The organism is Anaerostipes sp. PC18 (assembly GCF_039789045.1).
Taxonomy (GTDB): Bacteria; Bacillota; Clostridia; order Lachnospirales; family Lachnospiraceae; genus Anaerostipes; species Anaerostipes hominis.
The window spans coordinates 1,544,977-1,565,813 of sequence record NZ_CP121164.1 but is presented as its reverse complement, the minus strand read 5'-3'; the positions used below and the strand labels follow the sequence as shown (position 1 = coordinate 1,565,813).

18 protein-coding genes are annotated in these 20,837 nt (G+C 39.7%); 2 read left to right on the top strand and 16 right to left on the bottom strand.

From position 1 onward, the window contains the following. Positions 1-125 precede the first annotated feature (125 nt). From nrdG to P8F77_RS08395, 8 genes are all read right to left on the bottom strand, one after another. Positions 126-623 carry an anaerobic ribonucleoside-triphosphate reductase activating protein gene (gene nrdG, locus P8F77_RS08430; protein ID WP_024727747.1) on the bottom strand — a complete coding sequence of 166 codons (498 nt, stop codon included), beginning with the start codon at positions 621-623 and terminating at the stop codon, positions 126-128. Next, entirely contained in the window at positions 624-2,783 is a 2,160-nt protein-coding gene (gene nrdD / locus P8F77_RS08425; RefSeq protein ID WP_148459201.1) for an anaerobic ribonucleoside-triphosphate reductase, read from the bottom strand. Between the two features lie 72 nt (positions 2,784-2,855). Next, positions 2,856-4,451 carry an FAD-dependent protein gene (locus tag P8F77_RS08420; RefSeq protein ID WP_287519827.1) on the bottom strand — a complete coding sequence of 532 codons (1,596 nt, stop codon included), beginning with the start codon at positions 4,449-4,451 and terminating at the stop codon, positions 2,856-2,858. Further along, entirely contained in the window at positions 4,448-5,671 is a 1,224-nt protein-coding gene (locus tag P8F77_RS08415) for an NAD(P)/FAD-dependent oxidoreductase (RefSeq protein ID WP_287519826.1), read from the bottom strand. The genes P8F77_RS08420 and P8F77_RS08415 overlap by 4 nt, the downstream gene beginning before the upstream one ends. Further along, the gene (locus tag P8F77_RS08410) at positions 5,661-6,836 is read right to left on the bottom strand and encodes a phosphopentomutase (protein WP_024727749.1); all 1,176 of its coding nucleotides are present in this window, start codon (positions 6,834-6,836) and stop codon (positions 5,661-5,663) included. The genes P8F77_RS08415 and P8F77_RS08410 overlap by 11 nt, the downstream gene beginning before the upstream one ends. 56 nt (positions 6,837-6,892) lie before the next feature. Continuing rightward, positions 6,893-7,267, bottom strand: a complete 375-nt coding sequence (locus P8F77_RS08405; protein ID WP_024727750.1) for a hypothetical protein — start codon at positions 7,265-7,267, stop codon at positions 6,893-6,895. 63 nt (positions 7,268-7,330) lie between these two features. Beyond that, positions 7,331-7,870: a hypothetical protein gene (locus P8F77_RS08400; protein ID WP_287519824.1), complete on the bottom strand. Its 540-nt coding sequence runs from the start codon at positions 7,868-7,870 to the stop codon at positions 7,331-7,333. 1,106 nt (positions 7,871-8,976) lie between these two features. Continuing rightward, complete coding sequence (locus P8F77_RS08395; protein WP_287519822.1) at positions 8,977-9,549, bottom strand: sigma-70 family RNA polymerase sigma factor; 573 nt, start codon at positions 9,547-9,549, stop codon at positions 8,977-8,979. A 1,429-nt stretch (positions 9,550-10,978) separates the two neighbouring features. Here P8F77_RS08395 and P8F77_RS08390 point away from each other — a divergent pair. After that, a complete protein-coding gene (locus P8F77_RS08390; protein WP_287519820.1) occupies positions 10,979-11,323 on the top strand; it encodes a hypothetical protein in 345 nt (114 codons plus the stop codon). A gap of 97 nt (positions 11,324-11,420) precedes the next feature. Then, on the top strand, positions 11,421-12,161 hold the full coding sequence (locus P8F77_RS08385) for a transporter substrate-binding domain-containing protein (RefSeq protein WP_287519818.1): 741 nt from the start codon (positions 11,421-11,423) through the stop codon (positions 12,159-12,161). A 184-nt stretch (positions 12,162-12,345) separates the two neighbouring features. On the opposite strand, the gene P8F77_RS08380 is transcribed toward P8F77_RS08385, so the two are convergent. The 8 genes from P8F77_RS08380 to P8F77_RS08345 all read right to left on the bottom strand — a co-directional run bounded on the left by P8F77_RS08380 (position 12,346) and on the right by P8F77_RS08345 (position 20,726). Then, complete coding sequence (locus tag P8F77_RS08380; protein WP_302582943.1) at positions 12,346-13,587, bottom strand: IS256 family transposase; 1,242 nt, start codon at positions 13,585-13,587, stop codon at positions 12,346-12,348. Positions 13,588-15,199: 1,612 nt separating this feature from the next. Further along, the gene (locus tag P8F77_RS08375) at positions 15,200-16,852 is read right to left on the bottom strand and encodes a polysaccharide biosynthesis protein (RefSeq protein WP_287518095.1); all 1,653 of its coding nucleotides are present in this window, start codon (positions 16,850-16,852) and stop codon (positions 15,200-15,202) included. An 8-nt stretch (positions 16,853-16,860) separates the two neighbouring features. Beyond that, positions 16,861-17,358, bottom strand: a complete 498-nt coding sequence (gene ybeY / locus P8F77_RS08370; RefSeq protein WP_024727759.1) for an rRNA maturation RNase YbeY — start codon at positions 17,356-17,358, stop codon at positions 16,861-16,863. Between the two features lie 4 nt (positions 17,359-17,362). Beyond that, complete coding sequence (locus tag P8F77_RS08365) at positions 17,363-18,370, bottom strand: PhoH family protein (protein WP_148459212.1); 1,008 nt, start codon at positions 18,368-18,370, stop codon at positions 17,363-17,365. Positions 18,371-18,464: 94 nt separating this feature from the next. Further along, positions 18,465-19,700: a sporulation protein YqfD gene (locus P8F77_RS08360; RefSeq protein WP_024727760.1), complete on the bottom strand. Its 1,236-nt coding sequence runs from the start codon at positions 19,698-19,700 to the stop codon at positions 18,465-18,467. A gap of 12 nt (positions 19,701-19,712) precedes the next feature. Next, complete coding sequence (locus tag P8F77_RS08355; protein WP_024727761.1) at positions 19,713-19,979, bottom strand: YabP/YqfC family sporulation protein; 267 nt, start codon at positions 19,977-19,979, stop codon at positions 19,713-19,715. 113 nt (positions 19,980-20,092) lie between these two features. Further along, positions 20,093-20,269: a 30S ribosomal protein S21 gene (rpsU, locus tag P8F77_RS08350; protein WP_006567174.1), complete on the bottom strand. Its 177-nt coding sequence runs from the start codon at positions 20,267-20,269 to the stop codon at positions 20,093-20,095. 151 nt (positions 20,270-20,420) lie between these two features. After that, the gene (locus P8F77_RS08345; RefSeq protein WP_006567175.1) at positions 20,421-20,726 is read right to left on the bottom strand and encodes a hypothetical protein; all 306 of its coding nucleotides are present in this window, start codon (positions 20,724-20,726) and stop codon (positions 20,421-20,423) included. Between the last annotated feature and the right edge of the window lie 111 nt (positions 20,727-20,837).

Genomic DNA, 20,837 nt, shown 5'->3' with positions numbered 1-20,837 from the left:
ATGATTATTGTAGCCTCTTTCTAAAAAAAAATCAACGTATTATCACCGAAAAATCGACACGAAAAATTGATTTAGTTAAAAACCCAGAAGAATCTGACTATATCAGAATTCTTCTGGGTTTTTAACTAAACATCAAGAAGGATTACATCTTCACTTTCCAGTGATGCTTTCACGTCAATGACTCTTTGATTACTGCTTCCCCGGAATCTTAAATTTAAATCCTTTTTTTCTTCCACAAAAGGGCCGTCCACTAAAACATCCAGATATTGAAGCACCTCCGGATCAAACTCCATGATTTCTTCAAACAGATAAGAAGAATACATCCAGATATTTTTTTCCGGACAACGCTCTTTGAGTTTCATCAGCAATTCCCTGACCGGACGCCGGTTTGCAGGCTCCATAGGCTCTCCTCCAAGAATCGTTGCCCCGGCTATATGCTCTCCTGCTGTCAGTGTTAAAAATTCTTCTTCCGTTTCTTTATTCCATTTAAGGCCGCCCTCAAAATCCCATGTTTCCGGGTTAAAACAACCCTTACACTTCCTCGTGCACCCCTGTACAAACAGAGAGGTCCTGATGCCGACTCCATTGGAAATATCGATCTTCCTGATCTGTGCGTACCGCATTTAGTTCACCTCTTGCACCTGGTTATCCAGATGGACAAACCGTTCTCCGATCTCCTGGGTACGTCCCTTGTTCCAGAAATTATCTCCCAGATATCCGCAGGTCCTGCGGCATACGTTTAAAGTCTTGTGGCTTCTGTTGCCGCAGTTCGGACAGTACCACTCATAGTTCTCATCAAGAAGGATTTCCCCGTCAAATCCGCATTCCTGACAGTAGTCTGACTTTGTATTGATCTCGGCATACTGAATCGTATCGTACATATAGTCAATCAGAGCAGACAGCGCTTCGGGATTCTGATTCAGGTTCGTTACCTCCACGTAACTGATCGCCCCGCCTGAAGAAATGCTCTGGAACTTTGCTTCAAATCCAAGTTTTTCAAAGGCATCGATCGGTTCAGTCACGTTTACATGGTAAGAATTTGTAATATAATCTTTATCCGTGATTCCTTCCACAACACCAAACCGTTTCTTTAAGCTTCTTGCAAACGTATAAGTCGTAGACTCTGCCGGAGTTCCGTACACGCTAAATCCAAGTCCGGACTCTGCCTTCCACCGGTCACATGCTCCCCGGAGACGCTCCATGATCCTGACAGCCAGTTCATCGCCTTCCTCCGTCGTATGACTTTTTCCGAGGAGGGAAAGAACACACTCGTACAAACCGATGTATCCAAGGGAAAGTGTAGAGTAGCCGCCTTCCAAAAGCTTATCGATCGTTTCGCCCGGCTTCAGCCTTGCGATGGCTCCGAACTGCCAGTGGATCGGACTCACATCTGACAAGGTACCTTTCAGGCTCTCATGCCGCAGCATCAGCGCTTCCCGGCACAGGCTCAGGCGTTCGTCGAGGATATTCCAGAATTTCTCCATATCCTGCTCCGCAGACAATCCCACATCGGCCAGGTTAATAGTCACGACTCCCTGATTAAATCTGCCGTACCATTTATAATTGCCTTCTTCATCTTTCCATGGGGCCAGAAAGCTTCGGCATCCCATACACGGGAACACTTCCCCTTTGTAATTCTTCTTCATGATCTTTGCCGAAATAAAGTCGGGCATCATGCGTTTTGCCACACATTTGACCGCCAGATCCGTCAGATAGCGGTACCTGCTGTCTTTCGGTACGTTGTTTTTATCCAAGACATACAAAAGTTTTGGAAATGCCGGTGTCACATAGGCTCCCACCGGATTTTTCATTCCCTCATACCGCTGCCTTAACATTTCTTCGATCAGCATCGCCGTCTCTTTTTCATATTCCGGTTCTTCACTGATGTACATGAAGACAGACAAAAACGGAGCCTGTCCATTGGTAGTTGAAAAGGTATTGATCTGATACTGTATCGTCTGGATGCCGGAAACGATCTCATCGTGAAGACGGTCTTCTGCGATCAGTTCTACTTCCCGTTCCGTATACTCTTTTCCGATCATCTCCCCTTCCTTTTTCACCTTTTCTTTATGTTTATCTAAGCTCACTCTTACAAAGGGTGCCAAATGGGAAAGCGAAATCGTCTGGCCTCCATACTGACCGTTTGCCACCTGCTGTACAATCTGGGTCGCAACCGTACAAGCAGTCTGGAGGGACTTCGGAGTTTCAATCAGTTTACCGTTTATCACCGTTCCGTTTTTAAACATATCCTTTAAATCCACCAAGTCACAGTTATGCATCTGCTGGATATAGTAGTCCATATCGTGAAAATGAATGATGCCGTCATCATGTGCCTGGACAATTTTAGGCGGAAGCATCATCCTCCTGCAGTAATCCCTCGAAAATTCCCCTGCGATCAGATCCCTCTGTGTTGCCAGGATATTCGGATCTTTATTAGAGTTTTCATCCAAAGCTTCCTGGTTTTCTCCGGTCACGATGCCGAATACCTCATTGTCAATGGTATTCGTCTCTCTCTGGAACTCTCTGACCTTACGGTATCCTTCATAGGCCTTCGCCGTCAAAATCTGGTCTTTTTGAATGAGCTTTTCAAATACCTGGTCTTCGATCCGGTAAATGCTGATATCCTCGTCTCCCTGATGTTCCTCATGGATCTCAAAGGAAATATCCTTTGCACATTTTTCATCTACAACCCCGCTTCCGTACCTCATAGCTTTTAAGATGGCAAGTTCGATTTTAGACGGATCAAAATCTACTTTACTGCCATTTCTCTTAATCACTTTCATTTATCTTCACCCTTTCAATTATTCTGTCCTCTATTATAAACCAATATATATTGTGTGTCCAGATGTTAAACATCACAATATGTTGTATTTTTTATCCATATTTTCGATTAATTGTTCGGCCGTTTTGATGCCGTCCATAGCCGCAGACGTGATTCCTCCGGCATATCCTGCGCCTTCCCCGCATGGATAGATCCCGGGAATACTGCTCTGAAATGACTCATCCCTTTCCATCCGGAGAGGAGATGAGGTTCTCGCCTCAATTCCGCTCAGGACTGTATCACCATCAGAAAATCCTTTGATTTTTTTCTCAAAGGCATCCATTCCCTCGATGATTGCCTCTGAAATCTCATCCGGCAGACATTCCCTTATATTTGCGAATGCTGTTTTCCCTTTTGTATTGGGAAGGACTCTTCCGAATTTATCACTCTTTTTATCTTCCTTAAAATCTGAAAACGTCTGAACGGGTATCGCTCCGTTTCCGGCCCGGTAAGCTTTCTCCTCCCACTTTCTCTGGAATTCGATGCCAGCCAGCGGATGTTCCGATCCAAAATCTTCCGGCGTTACACTGGCAATGATCGCGCTGTTTGAATTTCTCGCCATACGGTCGTGATTGCTCATGCCGTTGACTGTCAGCCTTCCTTTTTCTGAAGACGCATTCACTACAAATCCTCCGGGGCACATACAGAAAGAATAGACACTCCTGCCGCCTGAAGCCCTGTAAGTAAGTTTATAGGAAGCCGTGGGCAGTTTTTTGTCCCCCGCCCCTTTTCCATACTGGGATTCGTCAATCTTCTGCCTCAGATGCTCCACCCTTACCCCGATAGCAAAAGATTTCGGCATCATATACAGCTTATTTTCGTACAGCATTTCAAAGGTATCTCTGGCACTGTGTCCTACCGCCAGTACTGCGGTATCGCAGGGAAGTGTCTCTGTTTCATTGATCACAAGCGCAGTCATTCTGCCTTCTTTTATTACTAAATCTGTTACCTTGTTTTCAAACCGAATCGTTCCTCCTGCTTCCTGTATGGCATTTCTCATATTTGCCACAACCTTACAGAGCAGGTCTGTCCCGATATGCGGCTTTCCGTCATATAAGATTTCTTCCGGTGCCCCGTATTTAACAAAGGTCTCCAGCACAAACCGGTTCCGCCCGTATTTGTCCTTCACTGCCGTATTGAGTTTTCCATCAGAAAAGGTTCCGGCCCCTCCTTCTCCGAACTGTACGTTTGACTCAGGGTTGAGATTTCCGCTTTCCCAGAAAGCCTCTACGTCCTTCATTCTCTCTTCCACGGGTTTCCCTCGCTCCAGAAGAATCGGTTTTAACCCGGCTTTTGCCAGAACCAGGGCGGCAAAAAGGCCGGCCGGACCCATGCCGATCACCACAGGGCGGACCGGTATTTCCTTTCTGCACCTGGGTAACCGGTATTCTTTTCTTTCGGCCTTCGCTATCCTGGGATTTTTGTTTCTTTTGAGAAACACGGATTCTCTCTCTATTTCTGCATCGATTGTATATACATAGCTGATCTGGTCTTTTTTTCTGGCATCCAAAGACCGCTTAAAGATCTGATAGCTTTTTAACGGTGCGTGATGTACCGCTTTCTTTATTTTCTGTTCCAGCTGGACCTTCGTATGTTCCGCCGGAAGTTTTATCTGACTGATTCTGATCATTGATTCCCCGCCTCTATCTGATTTCCCGAAATATATCCTGATGTAAAAGCCCACTGAAGATTATATCCGCCACAGGTGCCGTCTACATCCAGCAATTCCCCGGCAAAGTACAGCCCCCGATGGATCTTGGATTCCAGTGTACCCTCGATGACTTCCCTGACAGAGACGCCGCCTGCCGTCACCTGTGCCATATCGAACCCTTTATACCCCGAAACCGGGACCGGAAACTTCTGTATCATGGAGCGGATCTGCCTCAGTTCTTTCTGTGTAAGGTCTGCTGCACTCCTCTCCGGCCGGATCTTTATACGGCTCAGTACCGTAAATGCCAGTTTTTTATTCAGGAAGCCCTGGAGAAATTCTTCCGCTGTCTTGTAATATCCGACTTTTCTGAAATAGTCCATTAATTCCTTCAATGTAATCTGCTCCGGCATGAGGTTTAAGATCACCTCCACCTTTTTCTTCTTCCTCAGAGCATCGATGGCATACCGACTGATTTGAAATACCGGAATTCCGGATATTCCGTATTTGGCAAACTGGACCTCTCCTTTTTGTTCTGCGGTCTTTTGGCCGTTCACATAAACCGAAAGAGCGCAGACACTGCGGACGCCGGCCAGATGTTTAAAGAACTTTTCCCCTGATTCCAGAGCCGCCAGAGCCGGAAAAATATCCGTAACAGTATGTCCCATAGCTTTTGCCAGAGCATATCCGCTGCCGTTGCTCCCCAGTTTTTCCTGGGCCGTTCCCCCGGCTGCCAGGATGATATTCCTGCCCTGATACTTATCTGTGCCGCACGTTACATGAAATGTATCCTTTTTCTTCTGAATCCTTTTGACTTCCGTCCCTGTCTTCATATGTACGCCGAGCTGTCTCATTGTTCCTGTCAGTGTATCAACGACTGTGGAAGCCTGCATGGACGCAGGATAATAATATCCTCCCAAGTTGGTGGTCAGCATCCCCATGGACTGAAAAAAATCCAGGGTCTCTGCCGCCCCGAACACCTCCAGCATAGAATATGGGAATCCCGGTTTTTCTCCCCGGTAACAGTCCTGGTCCAAGTAACTGTTTGTCAGGTTACACCGTCCGTTGCCTGTGGCAAGGATCTTTTTCCCCGGCTTGTCCATCCGTTCCAGCACAAGGACGGAGCATCCTCTGCGCGCCGCTGTGATAGCCGCCGTCATGCCGGATGCCCCGCCTCCTACGATGATTACATCATATTTCATCTATATCCTCCAAAACACTGGTTCCGTCTAATTTTGACTCTACACCAAAATAGTCTAACACAGTGCTCCCGATATCTGCAAATGTTTTTCTTGTTTTTAAATTGACACCTTTTGTCTGCCCATATTGATACATGAGAAACGGCGTATATTCCCTGGAATGATCCGTGGAAGGAGTCGACGGATCACATCCGTGGTCTGCCGTGATCATCAGTACATCCCCCTCCTTCATCAGCCCCAGAAGCTTTGGCAGCTGTTTATCAAAATAGCTGAGAGCTTTGGCATATCCGTCCACATCGTTTCGGTGCCCGTACAGCATGTCAAAGTCTACGAGATTCACGAAGCATAATCCTTCAAACCTCTTCTTCATCCATTCTTTCGTCTGCTCAATGCCATCCTCATTGTTTTTCGTAAACGAAAACTCAGTCAGCCCTTTTCCGGCAAAAATATCATGGATCTTTCCAATACCGATCACATCAAATCCCTTTTCTTTCAGCTGATCCAACATAGTCACTTTTGGCGGTTCTATAGAGAAATCATGCCGGTTGGATGTCCTGGTATAATGGCCGCTCTCCCCTGTAAACGGACGCGCAATGACCCTGCCCACGCCGTGTTTTCCAGTCAGTATCTTTCTTGCAGTCTTACAGTACCTGTATAATTCTTCCGGCGGCACCACATCTTCATGAGCCGCAATCTGGAATACACTGTCCGCCGATGTATAGACAATAAGCGCTCCGGTCTTCACGTGCTCATCTCCGTAATCCCTTATAACCTCCGTACCGGAATACGGCCGGTTGCAAAGGATCTTTCTACCTGTTTCCTGTTCAAAAAGCGCAGTGACTTCTTCCGGAAATCCTTCCGGATACACCGGCAGCGGTTTTTCAGATATGATCCCCGCGATCTCCCAATGTCCGATGGTAGTATCTTTTCCCTTCGACTGTTCTGTCATGCGTCCGTAGCTGCCAATCGGCGCAGTTATCTGCCTGTCACCGTCAATCTCTGCGCCGTCAACAGCAAATAACCCCAGTTTCTCCAGATTCGGCAGGTCAAAGTACAGGCTTTTGGACACTGCCAGCAGCGTGTTGCTTGCCTCATCCCCGAAATCTTTGGCATCCGGCGCTTCCCCGATGCCGAAGCTGTCCAGCACGATCAAAAAAACTCTCTTCATTCCGGTCACCTCAATCTATCTTGTTCAGAATTTTATCTTCTCTTTAGATTATAGTGCTAACTGCTGTAAGACTCAAGGAAATGATACACTTCTTCCACGGAATGAAATTTCTTTTTCTCTTTCAGCATCTGGTGGACTTCATCCGGCAGATCATTTTTTGTTAAATCTGTATATTCAAAAATTTCTTTTGTCTGATTGTTCAAGATCACCAGACTGCCGTCGCGCAGGGCGAGCCCGTAGGTTGTCTTTTTCTTTTTAGAAGTCTCTGCCTGCTCTTTTGTCGTCTGTTCTTTGATGATTGTGGACTGCACCTGATGGACCAGCTTGTCCTGGCTGGTATCCTTCTGATAAAACGCCACATAACACATATACCCGCAGAGGGTTGTGATCACGACCATATATATTAATAAAAAACGGTTGATTTTGTTCATACGAAACACTCCTTTTCCATAAGCGTTCCCAAAATCAGCCGTTCTATTCAAAAAAAATCAAATTTAGCAATTTACATGATTCAGCAGCAAAATATCCTGTTCTTTTGCCGTATCACATCGGCAGGAAATTACTTTCTGAATATCCAGATACACAAAACCGTCTTCAAAACCATCGGTATTAATCTTTTGGACTTTGACAAAATTCTTGCTGAAATCCAGGACGGATCCGAGGATGGAATATCTTCTGTCTTCATCCATATAAAAACTCACGAGCAGTCTCTGTTCCTTGGCATATCTCAAAAGTGCCTCCATACAGGACTGATGATCCTTCTTTATAATCCACCCGTGACTTCTTTTCTTGTGGAGATACAGCGTTCCAATCCGCCTCTCCTTGCTGCCGTCTGTCTGTGCCCTGAAGAAATGATCCGGTCGTTCCAGAATAAAACCGTCGTATTCTCCTCTTTCTGAAATCTTCGCCGCTAGAAGTTCTTGTTCCGTTATGTAAAGGATGTAACCTTCTAAGATCTTTTCTCTGCCTCCGACAAAGTGATATAAGCTGACCAGTTTCTTTTCCTGCTGCATCTGTTCTAATATTTGATTCATGCCCTATCCTCCCTTTTTCTTATATTATAGCAGAAACAGGAAATTTGATATAGATACTTTTCTTTGTTTGCAATAAGAATTGCTTACTTACACTATGTTAGTTTCCCCAGAACATACTCTCAAATTCAAATTATCTTTCCCCAAGTTTCTCAGAACATGCTTAAAACATCCTACATTATTCGGTGATACCTCCAATAAGTTAGCCCTTATAGCAAAGTAGTATTACGGCTTCGCTACGCCGGTATTTTGCCCAACGCAAACAGTGAAGTTTTTGCTTAATCTTTTTGTGATTATATTACTCAATATATTCATTCCTTAGAACTGTAATATATATAATAGTAAATTTCCTGTTTTATAATCCCAAAGAAGTTCCCATAACAGTTCCTTCTCCTTGACACACTCTGATATATCCGGTTTGTTTTCAACGTATTTTCAAGAGCTTTCGTTTAATACGCCTAACCTAGATCGAAATGAAAGCTCATTTCGTAATAGCAATCTAATGTAATCTTAATGACCTGATGCAAACCGAACATGATATTTATAGTCTATAGCCTCTTTGAGATACTATAGCTTAAGATCTCTGAGTTTTACAAATCCATAAAGGGATCCACGTACTTACAGTATAATCTGGTGGAATACTAAATTTCTTTGCGATGTCTACAGCTCCTCCCTCCCCATTAAAATGTACATAAACCACTTTTTTCTTGCTTGTTAATCTAGTTTTCTGGAAAGATGATCGTGACCGATTCAAAATGAGACAAAAGAACATGTAAGTTCTTGTAGGATAAGTTTTCGCTTCGTATTTGTATAAATAATATCCATTCAGAATATATTTAGGTTTCAACTATCAATGACATCCATAATATTTTCTATCTTCTTTGTATTTTATGTTCAAATATAAATCAATGTTTTTTTATATATTTTCTCATTATGTTTTGAGGGTCTTTAACAGTAAATAAAGTTAAATAAAGTCTATAGTTACTTTGTGTTTTACTCCCAAATTTATTAGAAAATATATAATATTCATTTCATTCAGTATATTTAGAGATCTGTTCCATATAAAACAGTATCTCCTCAATTAAATCAGCTTTTAATAACTCTTCTGATTATTTTTCATTTAATTTACCAATTATCCCTGCAGCATATAATAATTTCTGAAGATTTTTTTTTGCTCTATATAATCTATTACTTACAGCCTTGTAAGAAATATCCAGCAAACTAGCAATTTCTTTATCAGAATGCTCATAAATATACTTTAACTCAAGTACCGTTTTGTCTGTATTATTCAAAAGTTTCATTAAATTTATAAATTCTAAATAATCCTCAGTTGTAATAATACGCTCCAGTGGAAGTTCTATAATTTTTTCTCTATTACATAAATATTGGAGCAATTCATCATCAACCACATTTAGTTTGTTTCTTTTTCTAATGATATCAATAGTTTTTCCTTTAGCAATTCTTGAGATTAAATTTTTTGTCCTAGTAGAGTATACATCAGTAAACATTTGAATATTCTGAGCAATTCGAAGAAATGTATCTTGAGTTGCATCTTCTGCCAAATATTGATCATTTAATCTCGAATTTGCTATGTAAAAAATCAAATTTTTATACTTGTGGTATATTTGTTCAAACTTTTGTTTGTCTGAATCTTTTTCTAATAGTGAGTAAAAAGTTAGCATATTTCTTGTATGATATTTACAGAACTAAATACATACTTCTCCTTTTTTTATTTTTTGTTTATAACATATTCGTATGCTGTGAACTTTAAAATTATTTTCTGACATCCAACTGGTTAAAGTAGTGTAGTATCACGGTTGTCTCTGAATAATTTATTAGTTAGATGTACCATATAACATCTCTTCCTATATCACTTATTTCAATCACTCCTATGGAGTTAGAAAGGAAATTTTTATAATTTATTCAGTCTCAACTCTTTTACCTCAATCTTATTTTTAGACGACGAAATTATGATTCAACCGTTTAAATCCTCAAATAACTATAGAAACATTCTTATTTTGATCTTGATTCTCAATTCTTTCTCTTCTAGCTGCATCATTATAGATCTTGAATCAATAGTGAGCCCTAGCATGCGCTTTAATTTATTTCTTATTAAACAAAATTAAAAATTTCCACGAAAAAATAACATCCAGAAAACAAAATAGTCACTTATATATCATTTCTAAGTCTCTAATGATAAATCCCTTCGGTTTCTAACCTGATGTGACACCTCCCTTCTTCACCTTAACAACTAGAAAAGTTCCTTTGATATTCACCAAAAAACGTATTCAGTCTAAGATCTAGCTATTCTCCTATATGGATAAAACTTTCATTTTATTATATTTCTCGTTTCATGATATTTTTCATAAGATCTGTTATGCCCCCATCTATGACATTTTATATCATTATCTCCAAAATTAGTCCGAATTCGTTTTATTTTTCCATTACGACCATTCCACACAGACCTTTTACATAAATGTTATAAAAGAGTTGTGAGGGAACTTTTTTTAATGATCATTTTTCTGATGAGAAACAATCTTCATTTTTTCTAGCTTAAGCATAACTTCTTATAGTAGGTTTCCATATATTTTACCTTTAAATGAAAAAAATTACAATACTTATAATTTTTCGAGGAATTTTTCGATTTCTTACGGATATATATTGTAAGCTTACAAAATATAGGCATGTCAAGAAAGGAATCTTGAATTTTCGACCCTTAAGATTTTGGATAGCAATCATAATATTTTGTATTTATTATTACTTCTAAAAAACAATTGTAGATGTAACTCAAAAAAGTAATTAATTATTTTAATACAGGTATTATTAGCAATGGAAAATACTATTTTTAAATAATAAAGGTTAATAATTCTGTTAAATCTATTTCGATCACTTTTACTTTATACAAAAGAACTGATTATAATTTTTAAAATTTATAACTTGGTCTAAAGATTCCAATAATAATTTTCTATCGTTCTAGAAACACATCAAATACTAGAAGGGAGGATCTATAAGATAATTATTAAAAGTACAGGAAAATCTAATTTATCAATGAAATTTTTTATAAGAAAAAGAATTATCGACAACTAATTTAAAATACTAAAGGAGAAACATATGAGAATAAAAAAATTAGTAATTTGTATTATTATGAGTTGTTGTACAATGTTAACTTTTTTAACTCCAGCCATTGCTGCAACCGGTACATATAGTAAAACTGTTGATGGTGTAAAAATAAAACTCAAATATACTAGTTACAAAAGCGGTGGACGGAAATTAGTAAAGAATGCTGTATATAAGGGTGCAACAGGAACCTCTATCAAATATTATGAAACCTCTCATAAAATCAGCAGAATCGACTCAGGTAGAACTTATGGTGTAAAAACAAAAGGCGATGCTTATACTGTAAATCATTGGTATTTAGGCAATAAAACTCGTTATTGTGAATTTGGCTATCGCTAACAATTCTTAAAAATTCAAAGTTTATAAATGGCCTGGATATTCTTTATTTAGGCCATTTATCCTTAACAATAAACTAGTCATACTGAAAGGAAAAATCATGAAAAAGCTTTTGATAGCAGGCATCTTATCTTTATTTTTAGCTTTTATTTTTTTCAATAATAAATATGATGATTCACTAGTCATAGGAGTTGATTCTGACTATTATCCAATGTGTTATAAAAAAAACGGTAAATTAACTGGTTTTGAGATTGAATTCATTACTGCAACTTTCAAAAATTCAAAAATTAAATATAAAATAAAAGATATTAATTGGCAGGAAAAATATGATTTATTAGAAAATAATAAGATTGACTTAATCTGGAGTGGTTTGGTAAAAACTAATGAGAGAAAAGCTTTTACTAATTTCACCAAAACATATTTATTAAACAAACAAGTAATTGTTACGCATAATGCTTCAACCATAGTAAATTTTTCAGATTTGTCCAATCAGAAAATAGGTGTATATATAAAGTCTAGTGCAGCTGATAAGTTTTTAAATTCGAATTTAAAAACAAAAACAAAGACTATAATAATTTATAAAGAATTATCTAAAGCCTGTCAGCAGTTGAACAGTAAGAAAATAGATGCTCTAGTGATAGATAGTGTATATATCAATCATGAGATTAAAAAACATAATTATAAATTTCATATATTGAAAGAAACCTTAGGTGAAGAAAAAATGTCTATAGGATTAAGAAAAGATTATAAAAACTTTTCAAAAATAAATAATATAATTTCGAAATCAATAAAATCTAACAAATTCTCGAAATTAAAACGCAAATGGTTTGATATCAATTGAATTAAACAATAATCTACTATTTTTCTGAGACTATGAAAAAAAGTCTGTAAATAAGATTCTTCTATGATAATGAAGGGCGAAAGTCTTGAAAAACAGGCTTTTCGCCCTTACTTTATATATAACAGTTACAAAAAAACATGTCAACAGCAGGCGGTAAATCCGCCCGTTTTAGGCCGTCTTTGAATTACTCTGGAAGTCGTCCCTCGTACATGATGCTTAACTCCCCATATACTTGTGCCCAGTTGCGCATCGTTACCGTCCATTTCTTTGTAGCCTCAAATGTCGCTAAATACAGCGCTTTCAACAGCGCCGTATCACTTGGGAATACGCTTCTCTGGCGGTTCAGCTTCCGATAGGTGGAATTCAGTGATTCTATGACATTGGTTGTGTATATCACCTTCCTGACGGTTGCTGAAAACTTGAAGATGGGAGAAACAGCATCCCAGTTGTCCTTCCAGCGTTTCATCGAATTCGGATATTTGGGTGTCCATTTCTCTGTCACACGTTCAAGGGCTGCAAGGGCCTTCTTTTCATCCGATGCCTGGTAGATCGTCTTTAAATCTGCTGCAAACGCCTTCCTGTCTTTATCTGGAACATATTTTAAGGTATTCCTCACCTGGTGGACAATGCATCTCTGATATTCTGTTTTGGGGAATGCAGCAGCAATGGCCTCCTTTATGCCTGTAAGACCATCCGCACAGATGATAAGGATGTCCTTTACGCCCCGGTTTTTCAGCTCATTCAAAACAGACAGCCAGTATTTTGAGCTTTCATTCTCTCCAACATGAATCGTAAGTACCTCTTTCTTCCCTTCCGCATTGATCCCAAGAATGACATAGGCGGCAAGTTTACGGATCATTCCATTGTCACGGACAGAATAGTGGATGGCATCAATATATAGGATTGGATAGACCTCATCCAGCGGCCGGTTTTGCCAGTCTTCGATCTGGGGCAGGATCTTGTCTGTGACATCAGAGATAAATCCTTCCGAGGTTTCAAAGCCATAGATCTCCTCCATGGTTTCTGATATCTGCCGGGTCGTCATCCCTTTTGCATACATGGAAATGATCTTTTGGTCAATATCAGAAATATCTTTCTGCCGTTTTTTCACCACTTGTGGTTCGAAAGTAGATTTCCGATCTTGTGGCACAGGGATCTGCATAGAACCATAACTGCTATTTACCTGTTTTGGTTTGTATCCATTCCGGTAATTCTCATTGTCGGAGCGTTCTGATTTTGCATATCCCAGATGATCATCCAGTTCCGCTTCCATCATTTCCTTGATGGTTCCGCCAAGGAGATCTTTCAGGGCATCTTGAATATCTTCCGCTGTTTGGATATGGTATTCCTCCAGGAGCTGATGGATGATGTTGCGTTTCCCTTCCGTCATTTGTACTTTGTGTACTGGTTTCTTTTCTCTTGCCATAATAAAAGGCCCTCCTATGATTTTTATTTTATCATAGAAGAACCTTCTAAGTTCTATTTTACAGAAAAAGTTTCACACACTCATTTTTCTTAATGATTTAATAAAAAATCGTAAGTCCCTAAAAATTTCTGTACTTTTGAACTTTTATACAACAATGAAGTAAAAATTGAATAAAAGCTGATAAGAGAAATCATTCGTTCTTTCACAGGTTTTATCTTTTTTACTTATTCTCCAAATATGCAAGCACAACAAAAAAATTATTACATTTCTATCCAATTTTCATTCTTCTATTTAACAGTTTCCACGAATTATTATATATTTCCTTAACTTTCGCATAGTAGATTCTAAGAAATGTATATAAGCCTGATATTTTATCAACTTTCTTTATTTCGTTCTCTAATTGCTTTTTATAGTTTGCTGGATAATCTTAGTCTTTGTACAGCGCATTGTTCATACCCTACGCTACGCAATACAGCTGAACCTCTACTGGTTATCTTCGATTCGTTTCTAGGGATTGACACGCTTCATATCTCTAAGTATCAATTCCTGTATAAGCAATCAGCTTATCTTTCCGATTTTCCTCATTCCTACACACAAACAATCCTTTTCCCAGTCATTGTATAATTCGACAAATAGATTAGCTCGTACAAAGACAGGATATGTAACGTCGTATAATGTTAATACTATTGGACAAGTAGTTTTCATTCCGATACACATCACCTGATATTTGAAAATTTTTCATTGTGGACCAGTGCTCAATTCCGTAATTAACAACGATTCTTACATTAATCTTATCCGTTTACGCTTTTGAAATCTTTACTGCAATATAACTTCATAAAGTTTAAATTATCAATTTCTTTCACTTGTAAATATGTAAAAACTGAAATATGATAAAGACCGATCGCTTCCATGAGAATTTATATATCGTCATCAAATCTTAGAAGCATAGCTGCCAACTCACTCATATTCTTTTCTAAATGAACAATACCAAATAGCATGCGAACAATCTATATATAGTTTAATACATAAAAATAGTGCTTTTTCCTTATGCTACATCAATTCCTACGCTAATCATCATAACCTCCTGATATATTTTTATAATTATGGCAATTGTATTGCCGCCCACACTCATTAAGATTGAGTCTCGTTCGCTACACGAAACTCCTTTGGAGTTATCAACCAGCCTAAGCGAACATTAATCAAAAAGGGAGGGTTGACAGTGTTATTCACAAGTGGAGCAAATACAAAAAAAATCATACCAACCGTTGCCCCTATTTAATAAAGATAAGGGCAGCTTTTAGAGTGAATGACACTCTAACAATTACACTTTTATGGCACGGCACTAAAAGCAACTCAAAGTAGATGAGCAATAAGAAACCTAAAAATAATAGTAATGCTGACTATAGACATGTCAGTTTAGTTATCGTGGAAAATGTAGATAAAATAGAGTTTAAAAACCTGCTAAAAAAGCCATGACTTTGTTAACAGGTCTTAGTAGTTAATTTTAAAAACAGTAGATAAATTATTTAATGATATCTAAATCGTCAACAATAATTCAGATTTAATTATATCTGAATCGTAACCTACTCCGATATTTATTAAAGAAATATTATTAGAGTATCTTAAACTTTTGAGCCAATTTGAAGATGACATGTCCTTTCGGCATTTGTTTCAACTCTTCTTCTGAAAAAGTTTGAAATTTAATTACAAATATAAAGTAAATAATCATACCAACAGGCACCGCAACAGCCAAGCAAGCCGCATAACCTATGCTAGATCCAGATATAAACTGTTCAAAAACCCAGGAAATGATAAATATTACAATTCCCATGATCCCAGCACTGAAAACAGGTTTTAATACAGATTTTTTTACATCCTGTCTATACCCTGTAAATTTAGTGAGCGCCCGGGCGTTCAGCATGCTCATGACGACTGAAAAAGCCACCGTTGCCAAAACGATTGCATAAACATTGGCATTTGTGGTCTGAATTAAAAGTACCAAAACTGCAACATTGGCTACAACTGAAATTGCTGAATGTTTTACTGGAACTCTCATCTTCCCAAGACCCTGCAGGATACCGTTTGTCATAGTAGACAGACAGTAAAATACAATAGAAACAGCACCGACTTGCAGCATCCTCGGACTCAATCCCTCAACTGCATATTTGGGTCCGAACAACAGTCCAATCACAGGTTTTGCTAAAACTGCAATTCCAACTGCGCATGGAATAGCAATCAATAATATAAACCGGACGGCTGTATCAATATTTCTTTTGATCGCATCCTGTTCATTGACCGCATAAGACCCTGCAATATCAGGTACAATGGCATTGGATAAAGAAGATGCGATCGCGATGGGAACATTGATCAATACATTATACTGACTTGAAAACAGGCCGTAAAAAGCAGATACTGTTGTCTCCGGCAATCCTTTATTCGTCAGCAGATGTCCAAATAAAGTAGAATCTATACTGGCACTGCAGTTATATATAAATGTACTGAAAATTACCGGGGTGATCGTAAAGATCAGAATCTTTACAATTCGTTTGTAGGATTCGGTCTTTTTTGTTTTATCGTGCTTTATCTGTAACTTTACTTTTGGTCGATAACTTAAATAAACAATAAAGCAGAATAAAAGTCCGATCAAAACACCTGCTCCAGTACCTATGGCACTTCCTGCTGCTCCGTGTTCAGCCAATTTAAATGCTGCTGCTTTTGTAGCATGTCCTACATAAGGCGCAACTAATACATATGCCATGACAACGCTGACCACAGCATTAAGCAGTTGTTCGATGATCTGTGATACGGAGGTAGGCACCATAGTATTGTGCCCTTGGAAATATCCCCGCAGTACACCTAAAATTCCGGAAAAGAATATTGTTGGCGACATAGTCCTTAGTGCAAAGACAGACCCCTCATTCGGAACAAGAAAAGGGGCCCCAACATATGTGAAGATGAACCCTGCACCGCCAACTACTGTCGCGTATATTAAAGCTCCATGAAACACTCTCTGTGCATTTTTATACTGTTTCATTGCAAGCCTTGATGCAATCGCTTTGGATACTGCCAGTGGAATGCTAAACGATGCTATCAGTAAAACCATACTATAGATCGTATATGCAAATCCATAGTATCCCATTCCCTGCTCGCCAATAACAGAAAATAATGGTCTTCTATACAGTAATCCAATAATTCGGCAAAGCATCTGAGCCGCAATCAATATGGTTCCTTGTACTAAAAAACTGCTCTTTTGTTTTTTCCCCATAGTTACCTCTAATCTCTCGTGTAGTGGACCAGCTGCAAGATCTCTTCCTGTTTCTCTTCCATCACCGCACGTTCTTCATCTTCCATGTGGTCATATCCAAACAGATGAAGCATACTGTGGGCGATCAAAAAGGCATATTCTCTCTCCAGGCTGTGTCCGTAAGCCTCGGCCTGTTCCTTTGCCTTGTCCATGGAAATCACAATATCACCCAGCATCAGCTCCCCTGAATCCGGGTGAAACGCTGCCGGATCTTCTTCCAGTCCGTCGAAACATCCCGGCTTTTCGTACTCGACCATCGGAAAGGAAAGAACGTCCGTGGGACGGTCAATGCCCCTTTGTTCCAGATTGATCCGATGGATCTCATTATTTCCCACGAGCATGAGATTCACTTCGCACTCAAAAGGGCATGTTACATAATCCACAGCAGCCTCAATAACTTGTCCGGCAATCATTTCACAGTCTATGCCTGCTGTTCCTTCATACTCATTCTCTAAAAAAACACTCATAACTTTACCTGTCTTTCGTTCGTTTCCGGGGAGTTTTCTCTTTTTTCTTTCGGTTTTTGCTTTCTTCATATTTATCATATGCCGTGACGATCTGCTGTACCAGAGGGTGCCGCACGACGTCCTTGTTTGTCAGCTTACATATTCCGATATCCGGAATTTTCCCAAGTACTCTTACTGCTTCTTCCAGGCCTGAAATACTGTCAAACGGGAGATCTTTCTGGGTCAGATCACCGGTAATGATCGCCTTTGATCCAAAACCGATCCTGGTTAAAAACATCTTCATCTGGGCGGGTGTCGTATTCTGTGCCTCATCCAGGACGATGTAGGAATTATCCAGTGTCCTTCCCCTCATATAAGCCAGAGGAGCTACCTCAATCAGACCCTTTTCCATGTTCTTCATAAAGGCATCTGCCCCCATGATCTCATAGAGAGCGTCATAGAGCGGCCTTAAATACGGATCTACCTTGCTCTGCAGATCCCCCGGAAGAAAACCAAGCTTCTCACCGGCTTCTATGGCCGGCCTGGTGAGGATGATGCGGTTCACTTCATCATTCTTAAATGCAGTGATGGCCATGGCCATGGCCAGATAAGTCTTTCCGGTCCCTGCCGGTCCGATTCCAAACGTGATCATCTTCTCTGAGATCTGTTCCAGATATTTTTTCTGTCCCAGTGTCTTGGCTTTCACAGGCTTTCCCTGGACGGTGTGGCAGACCACATCCTTATCCAGTTCCAGCAGATGGCCGCTTTTTTCTTCCATGGACAGGGACAAAGCGTAATTGACATTCTGTTCTGTGATAATGTTGCCTCTCCTGGAGAGTTCCAGCAGTTCCCCGATCACAGACTCCGCTTTTTTCACAGCTTCTTCGCCGCCCACCACTTTCAGCTGTCCGTCTCTTAAAATCAAGTTTACATGAAGAGTCTTTTCGATCTTCTTCATGTAAACATCAAATTGTCCAAATACATTTCCTCCATGCTCAGAAGGAAATTCCAAATCTATTTCTATTGGATTCATAGGTACTCCTCAACATTTTATTTTCTTATATTAATAGTAGTTTACCATTTGCCTCCGATCTTTTCAACATTTTGTCATACGGCAGCAGACAGAATTACTGCGGAGCAGCGGTTGTCGGCGTAATCTTTTCTACCTGTTTTTTCGTCAGAGATTTTATATTTCTGATCTTTCCAACCGGCTCCTCGACATCAATCGTCCCCTTGGCAATGTAGTCATTTCCCTGTCTCTCATATTGAATGTTGGTTTTTATCACTTTAATTCCCTTTTTCTTCTTGTCATTGACATATGCAGAGAGCCGTTTTTTCAGCTTATCCTGAGCCTGTGCTTCCGTCAAAACTCTTCTTTTGGGTTCGTATCCTTCAAACTTCTTTGTTGTGATGCCTATCGGAAAATACAGATCACCGATGTGCAGCAGTTTCTTCTCACCTAAGACGTCATAATCCCCTTTCTGCTCCTTGATCGGAAGCTTGAGCTGCCAGTTTAACAGCTGTATACTTTCCACCCGCGTACTTTTCGATATAAACTTTTTCTCATAAGTGGCAATCGGTATGGTCTCCTTGTAATCTTCTTTGGTTCTCAGAATAATTTGCCCGTCGGCTTTGATCTTGCTTGTCTCGGTGACCTGATAATCGTCACTGTAATAATAGATCATTCCCGAAATGAGCGTATCTCCCCTTTTTACTTTGTCTCCCACCTGGACTAAAGGAGTGCCGCTTTTTACTGACATAGAAGTAATTGTTCCCTTTTTATTGGAAACAATATCACATGGCTTTCTGGGATTTTGTTTCGTTTTCCTGTCCAATGATTCCTTTATGTCAATATGTAATCTGGTGCCGTTGATGGAACAGGAAACCCATGCAATGCCTTCGTGGTCTTCCCGGATATGTTCCTCTAACAGGTTGCAGTCAATCTTTTTCTTATACGTCCCGATTTGATAAAAATTGCTCTTTACATATTTCAGCATATCGCTTTTGGAATACCGTTCATTTCCCGACACTGTGATCTCCCAGATAAACTGGGACATTAAAAACATCAGGACTAAGGCCATGCCGATGCCGAAGAAAAACACCTTTCGTTTCCGGTGCTCCAATAAAAAAAAGGGAAGCCCCTTTCTCCCCAGAATCCGGACTGAAGTCCCGGTTTTTTCTGCAAGTGCCAGAACAGTTTCATAGGCTCTCTTTTGTACGGAACACTGATATCCATTCCCACCCGGCTTCAGATTCCAGAGCACCAGGTTTTGTTTTGCACATAGGTTAAGAAAACGTTCCACGGAAGGACCTGATATCTCTAAAAATATACTTCCGAAAAAATACTGTATTAATCTGACCATCCTGATTCTCCTTTATGCGTATTCCAGCCGTGTGATTTCGCCGGTCACCTTCATAATTTCCATGGAATAATATTGAATGACAAGATTTGTCCCTATGATCCTCAAAACCACGTGGTTTCCCTGGACGGCGATTTGATTTTCTTCGTAAGACAGGATTCCCTTATAATTTTCAATCATCACCTGTTCATTGCCGGTTAAGGTAATAATAAAATCGCCAAAGACCACATCTCTTGGAAGGGATAAACCTTTGGCTAATGCCTCCTTTGGCTTTTTCTTCATATAGACCCTCACTATGCTTTTTGGCGCAGCAGCACACTTAAGCATCCTATCGTTGTTTTAATATATGCAAAAGAAAAGCACCGTATACCTCAAGTATACGATGCCTGCTTCTATTATTTTACTTTTCTTTTACGAGCCGCTTCAGACTTTTTCTTACGACGAACACTTGGTTTTTCGTAATGCTCTCTTTTGCGGATTTCCTGCTGAATACCTGCTTTGGCACAGTTTCTCTTAAATCTGCGAAGAGCGCTGTCTAAAGATTCATTTTCTTTAACGATAACGTTTGACATTCTTAATTCCTGACCTCCCCTCCAGCCTTATATTGTGCATTATGACTGTTTGGGCACTTTCTTGCACTAGATTATTATACCATAATTGGGATATTCGTCAATAGTTAAAATCATGTTTTTCAACGGAAAAAATGAGTTTTTATAGTTGACTTTAGAGAGGATTCCAGATCTCTTTAAGAAGATGCTCGGGCACCTTTGTCTTTACCTCTTCTTCAACTGCGTAAATACAATAATTTTTTAAATCTTCTGCGGCTACCCCTGCACTTCCGGTAAAAGCCCTCGGTGCCATTCCCTGCTGCCGGCCTAAAAAGGACAGCGGTGAGTCGCTTCCAGTATCATTGACGGTGTCTTTTACCTGATATGTATATTTTACATGATAGATGTCTAAGATATCCCGGATTTCATTGAATTTCTTTACGGATCTGCCCTGATAGATCTGCTGCTTTTTCTTTAGCATATAACATTCTCCTAATATCCGAATCGTTAAATTGGTTCCACAAACTTTTCATATATTATATCATTCTTTTAATTTTCAATCAACTATTTATACAATCACAATATCATGAGT

Bases quoted from the DNA above. Each gene is read 5' to 3' on its own strand.
- nrdG (WP_024727747.1), bottom strand. From the start codon at position 623: ATGCGGTACGCACAGATCAGGAAGATCGATATTTCCAATGGAGTCGGC.
- nrdD (WP_148459201.1), bottom strand. From the start codon at position 2,783: ATGAAAGTGATTAAGAGAAATGGCAGTAAAGTAGATTTTGATCCGTCT.
- P8F77_RS08420 (WP_287519827.1), bottom strand. From the start codon at position 4,451: ATGATCAGAATCAGTCAGATAAAACTTCCGGCGGAACATACGAAGGTC.
- P8F77_RS08415 (WP_287519826.1), bottom strand. From the start codon at position 5,671: ATGAAATATGATGTAATCATCGTAGGAGGCGGGGCATCCGGCATGACG.
- P8F77_RS08410 (WP_024727749.1), bottom strand. From the start codon at position 6,836: ATGAAGAGAGTTTTTTTGATCGTGCTGGACAGCTTCGGCATCGGGGAA.
- P8F77_RS08405 (WP_024727750.1), bottom strand. From the start codon at position 7,267: ATGAACAAAATCAACCGTTTTTTATTAATATATATGGTCGTGATCACA.
- P8F77_RS08400 (WP_287519824.1), bottom strand. From the start codon at position 7,870: ATGAATCAAATATTAGAACAGATGCAGCAGGAAAAGAAACTGGTCAGC.
- P8F77_RS08395 (WP_287519822.1), bottom strand. From the start codon at position 9,549: ATGCTAACTTTTTACTCACTATTAGAAAAAGATTCAGACAAACAAAAG.
- P8F77_RS08390 (WP_287519820.1), top strand. From the start codon at position 10,979: ATGAGAATAAAAAAATTAGTAATTTGTATTATTATGAGTTGTTGTACA.
- P8F77_RS08385 (WP_287519818.1), top strand. From the start codon at position 11,421: ATGAAAAAGCTTTTGATAGCAGGCATCTTATCTTTATTTTTAGCTTTT.
- P8F77_RS08380 (WP_302582943.1), bottom strand. From the start codon at position 13,587: ATGGCAAGAGAAAAGAAACCAGTACACAAAGTACAAATGACGGAAGGG.
- P8F77_RS08375 (WP_287518095.1), bottom strand. From the start codon at position 16,852: ATGGGGAAAAAACAAAAGAGCAGTTTTTTAGTACAAGGAACCATATTG.
- ybeY (WP_024727759.1), bottom strand. From the start codon at position 17,358: ATGAGTGTTTTTTTAGAGAATGAGTATGAAGGAACAGCAGGCATAGAC.
- P8F77_RS08365 (WP_148459212.1), bottom strand. From the start codon at position 18,370: ATGAATCCAATAGAAATAGATTTGGAATTTCCTTCTGAGCATGGAGGA.
- P8F77_RS08360 (WP_024727760.1), bottom strand. From the start codon at position 19,700: ATGGTCAGATTAATACAGTATTTTTTCGGAAGTATATTTTTAGAGATA.
- P8F77_RS08355 (WP_024727761.1), bottom strand. From the start codon at position 19,979: ATGAAGAAAAAGCCAAAGGAGGCATTAGCCAAAGGTTTATCCCTTCCA.
- rpsU (WP_006567174.1), bottom strand. From the start codon at position 20,269: ATGTCAAACGTTATCGTTAAAGAAAATGAATCTTTAGACAGCGCTCTT.
- P8F77_RS08345 (WP_006567175.1), bottom strand. From the start codon at position 20,726: ATGCTAAAGAAAAAGCAGCAGATCTATCAGGGCAGATCCGTAAAGAAA.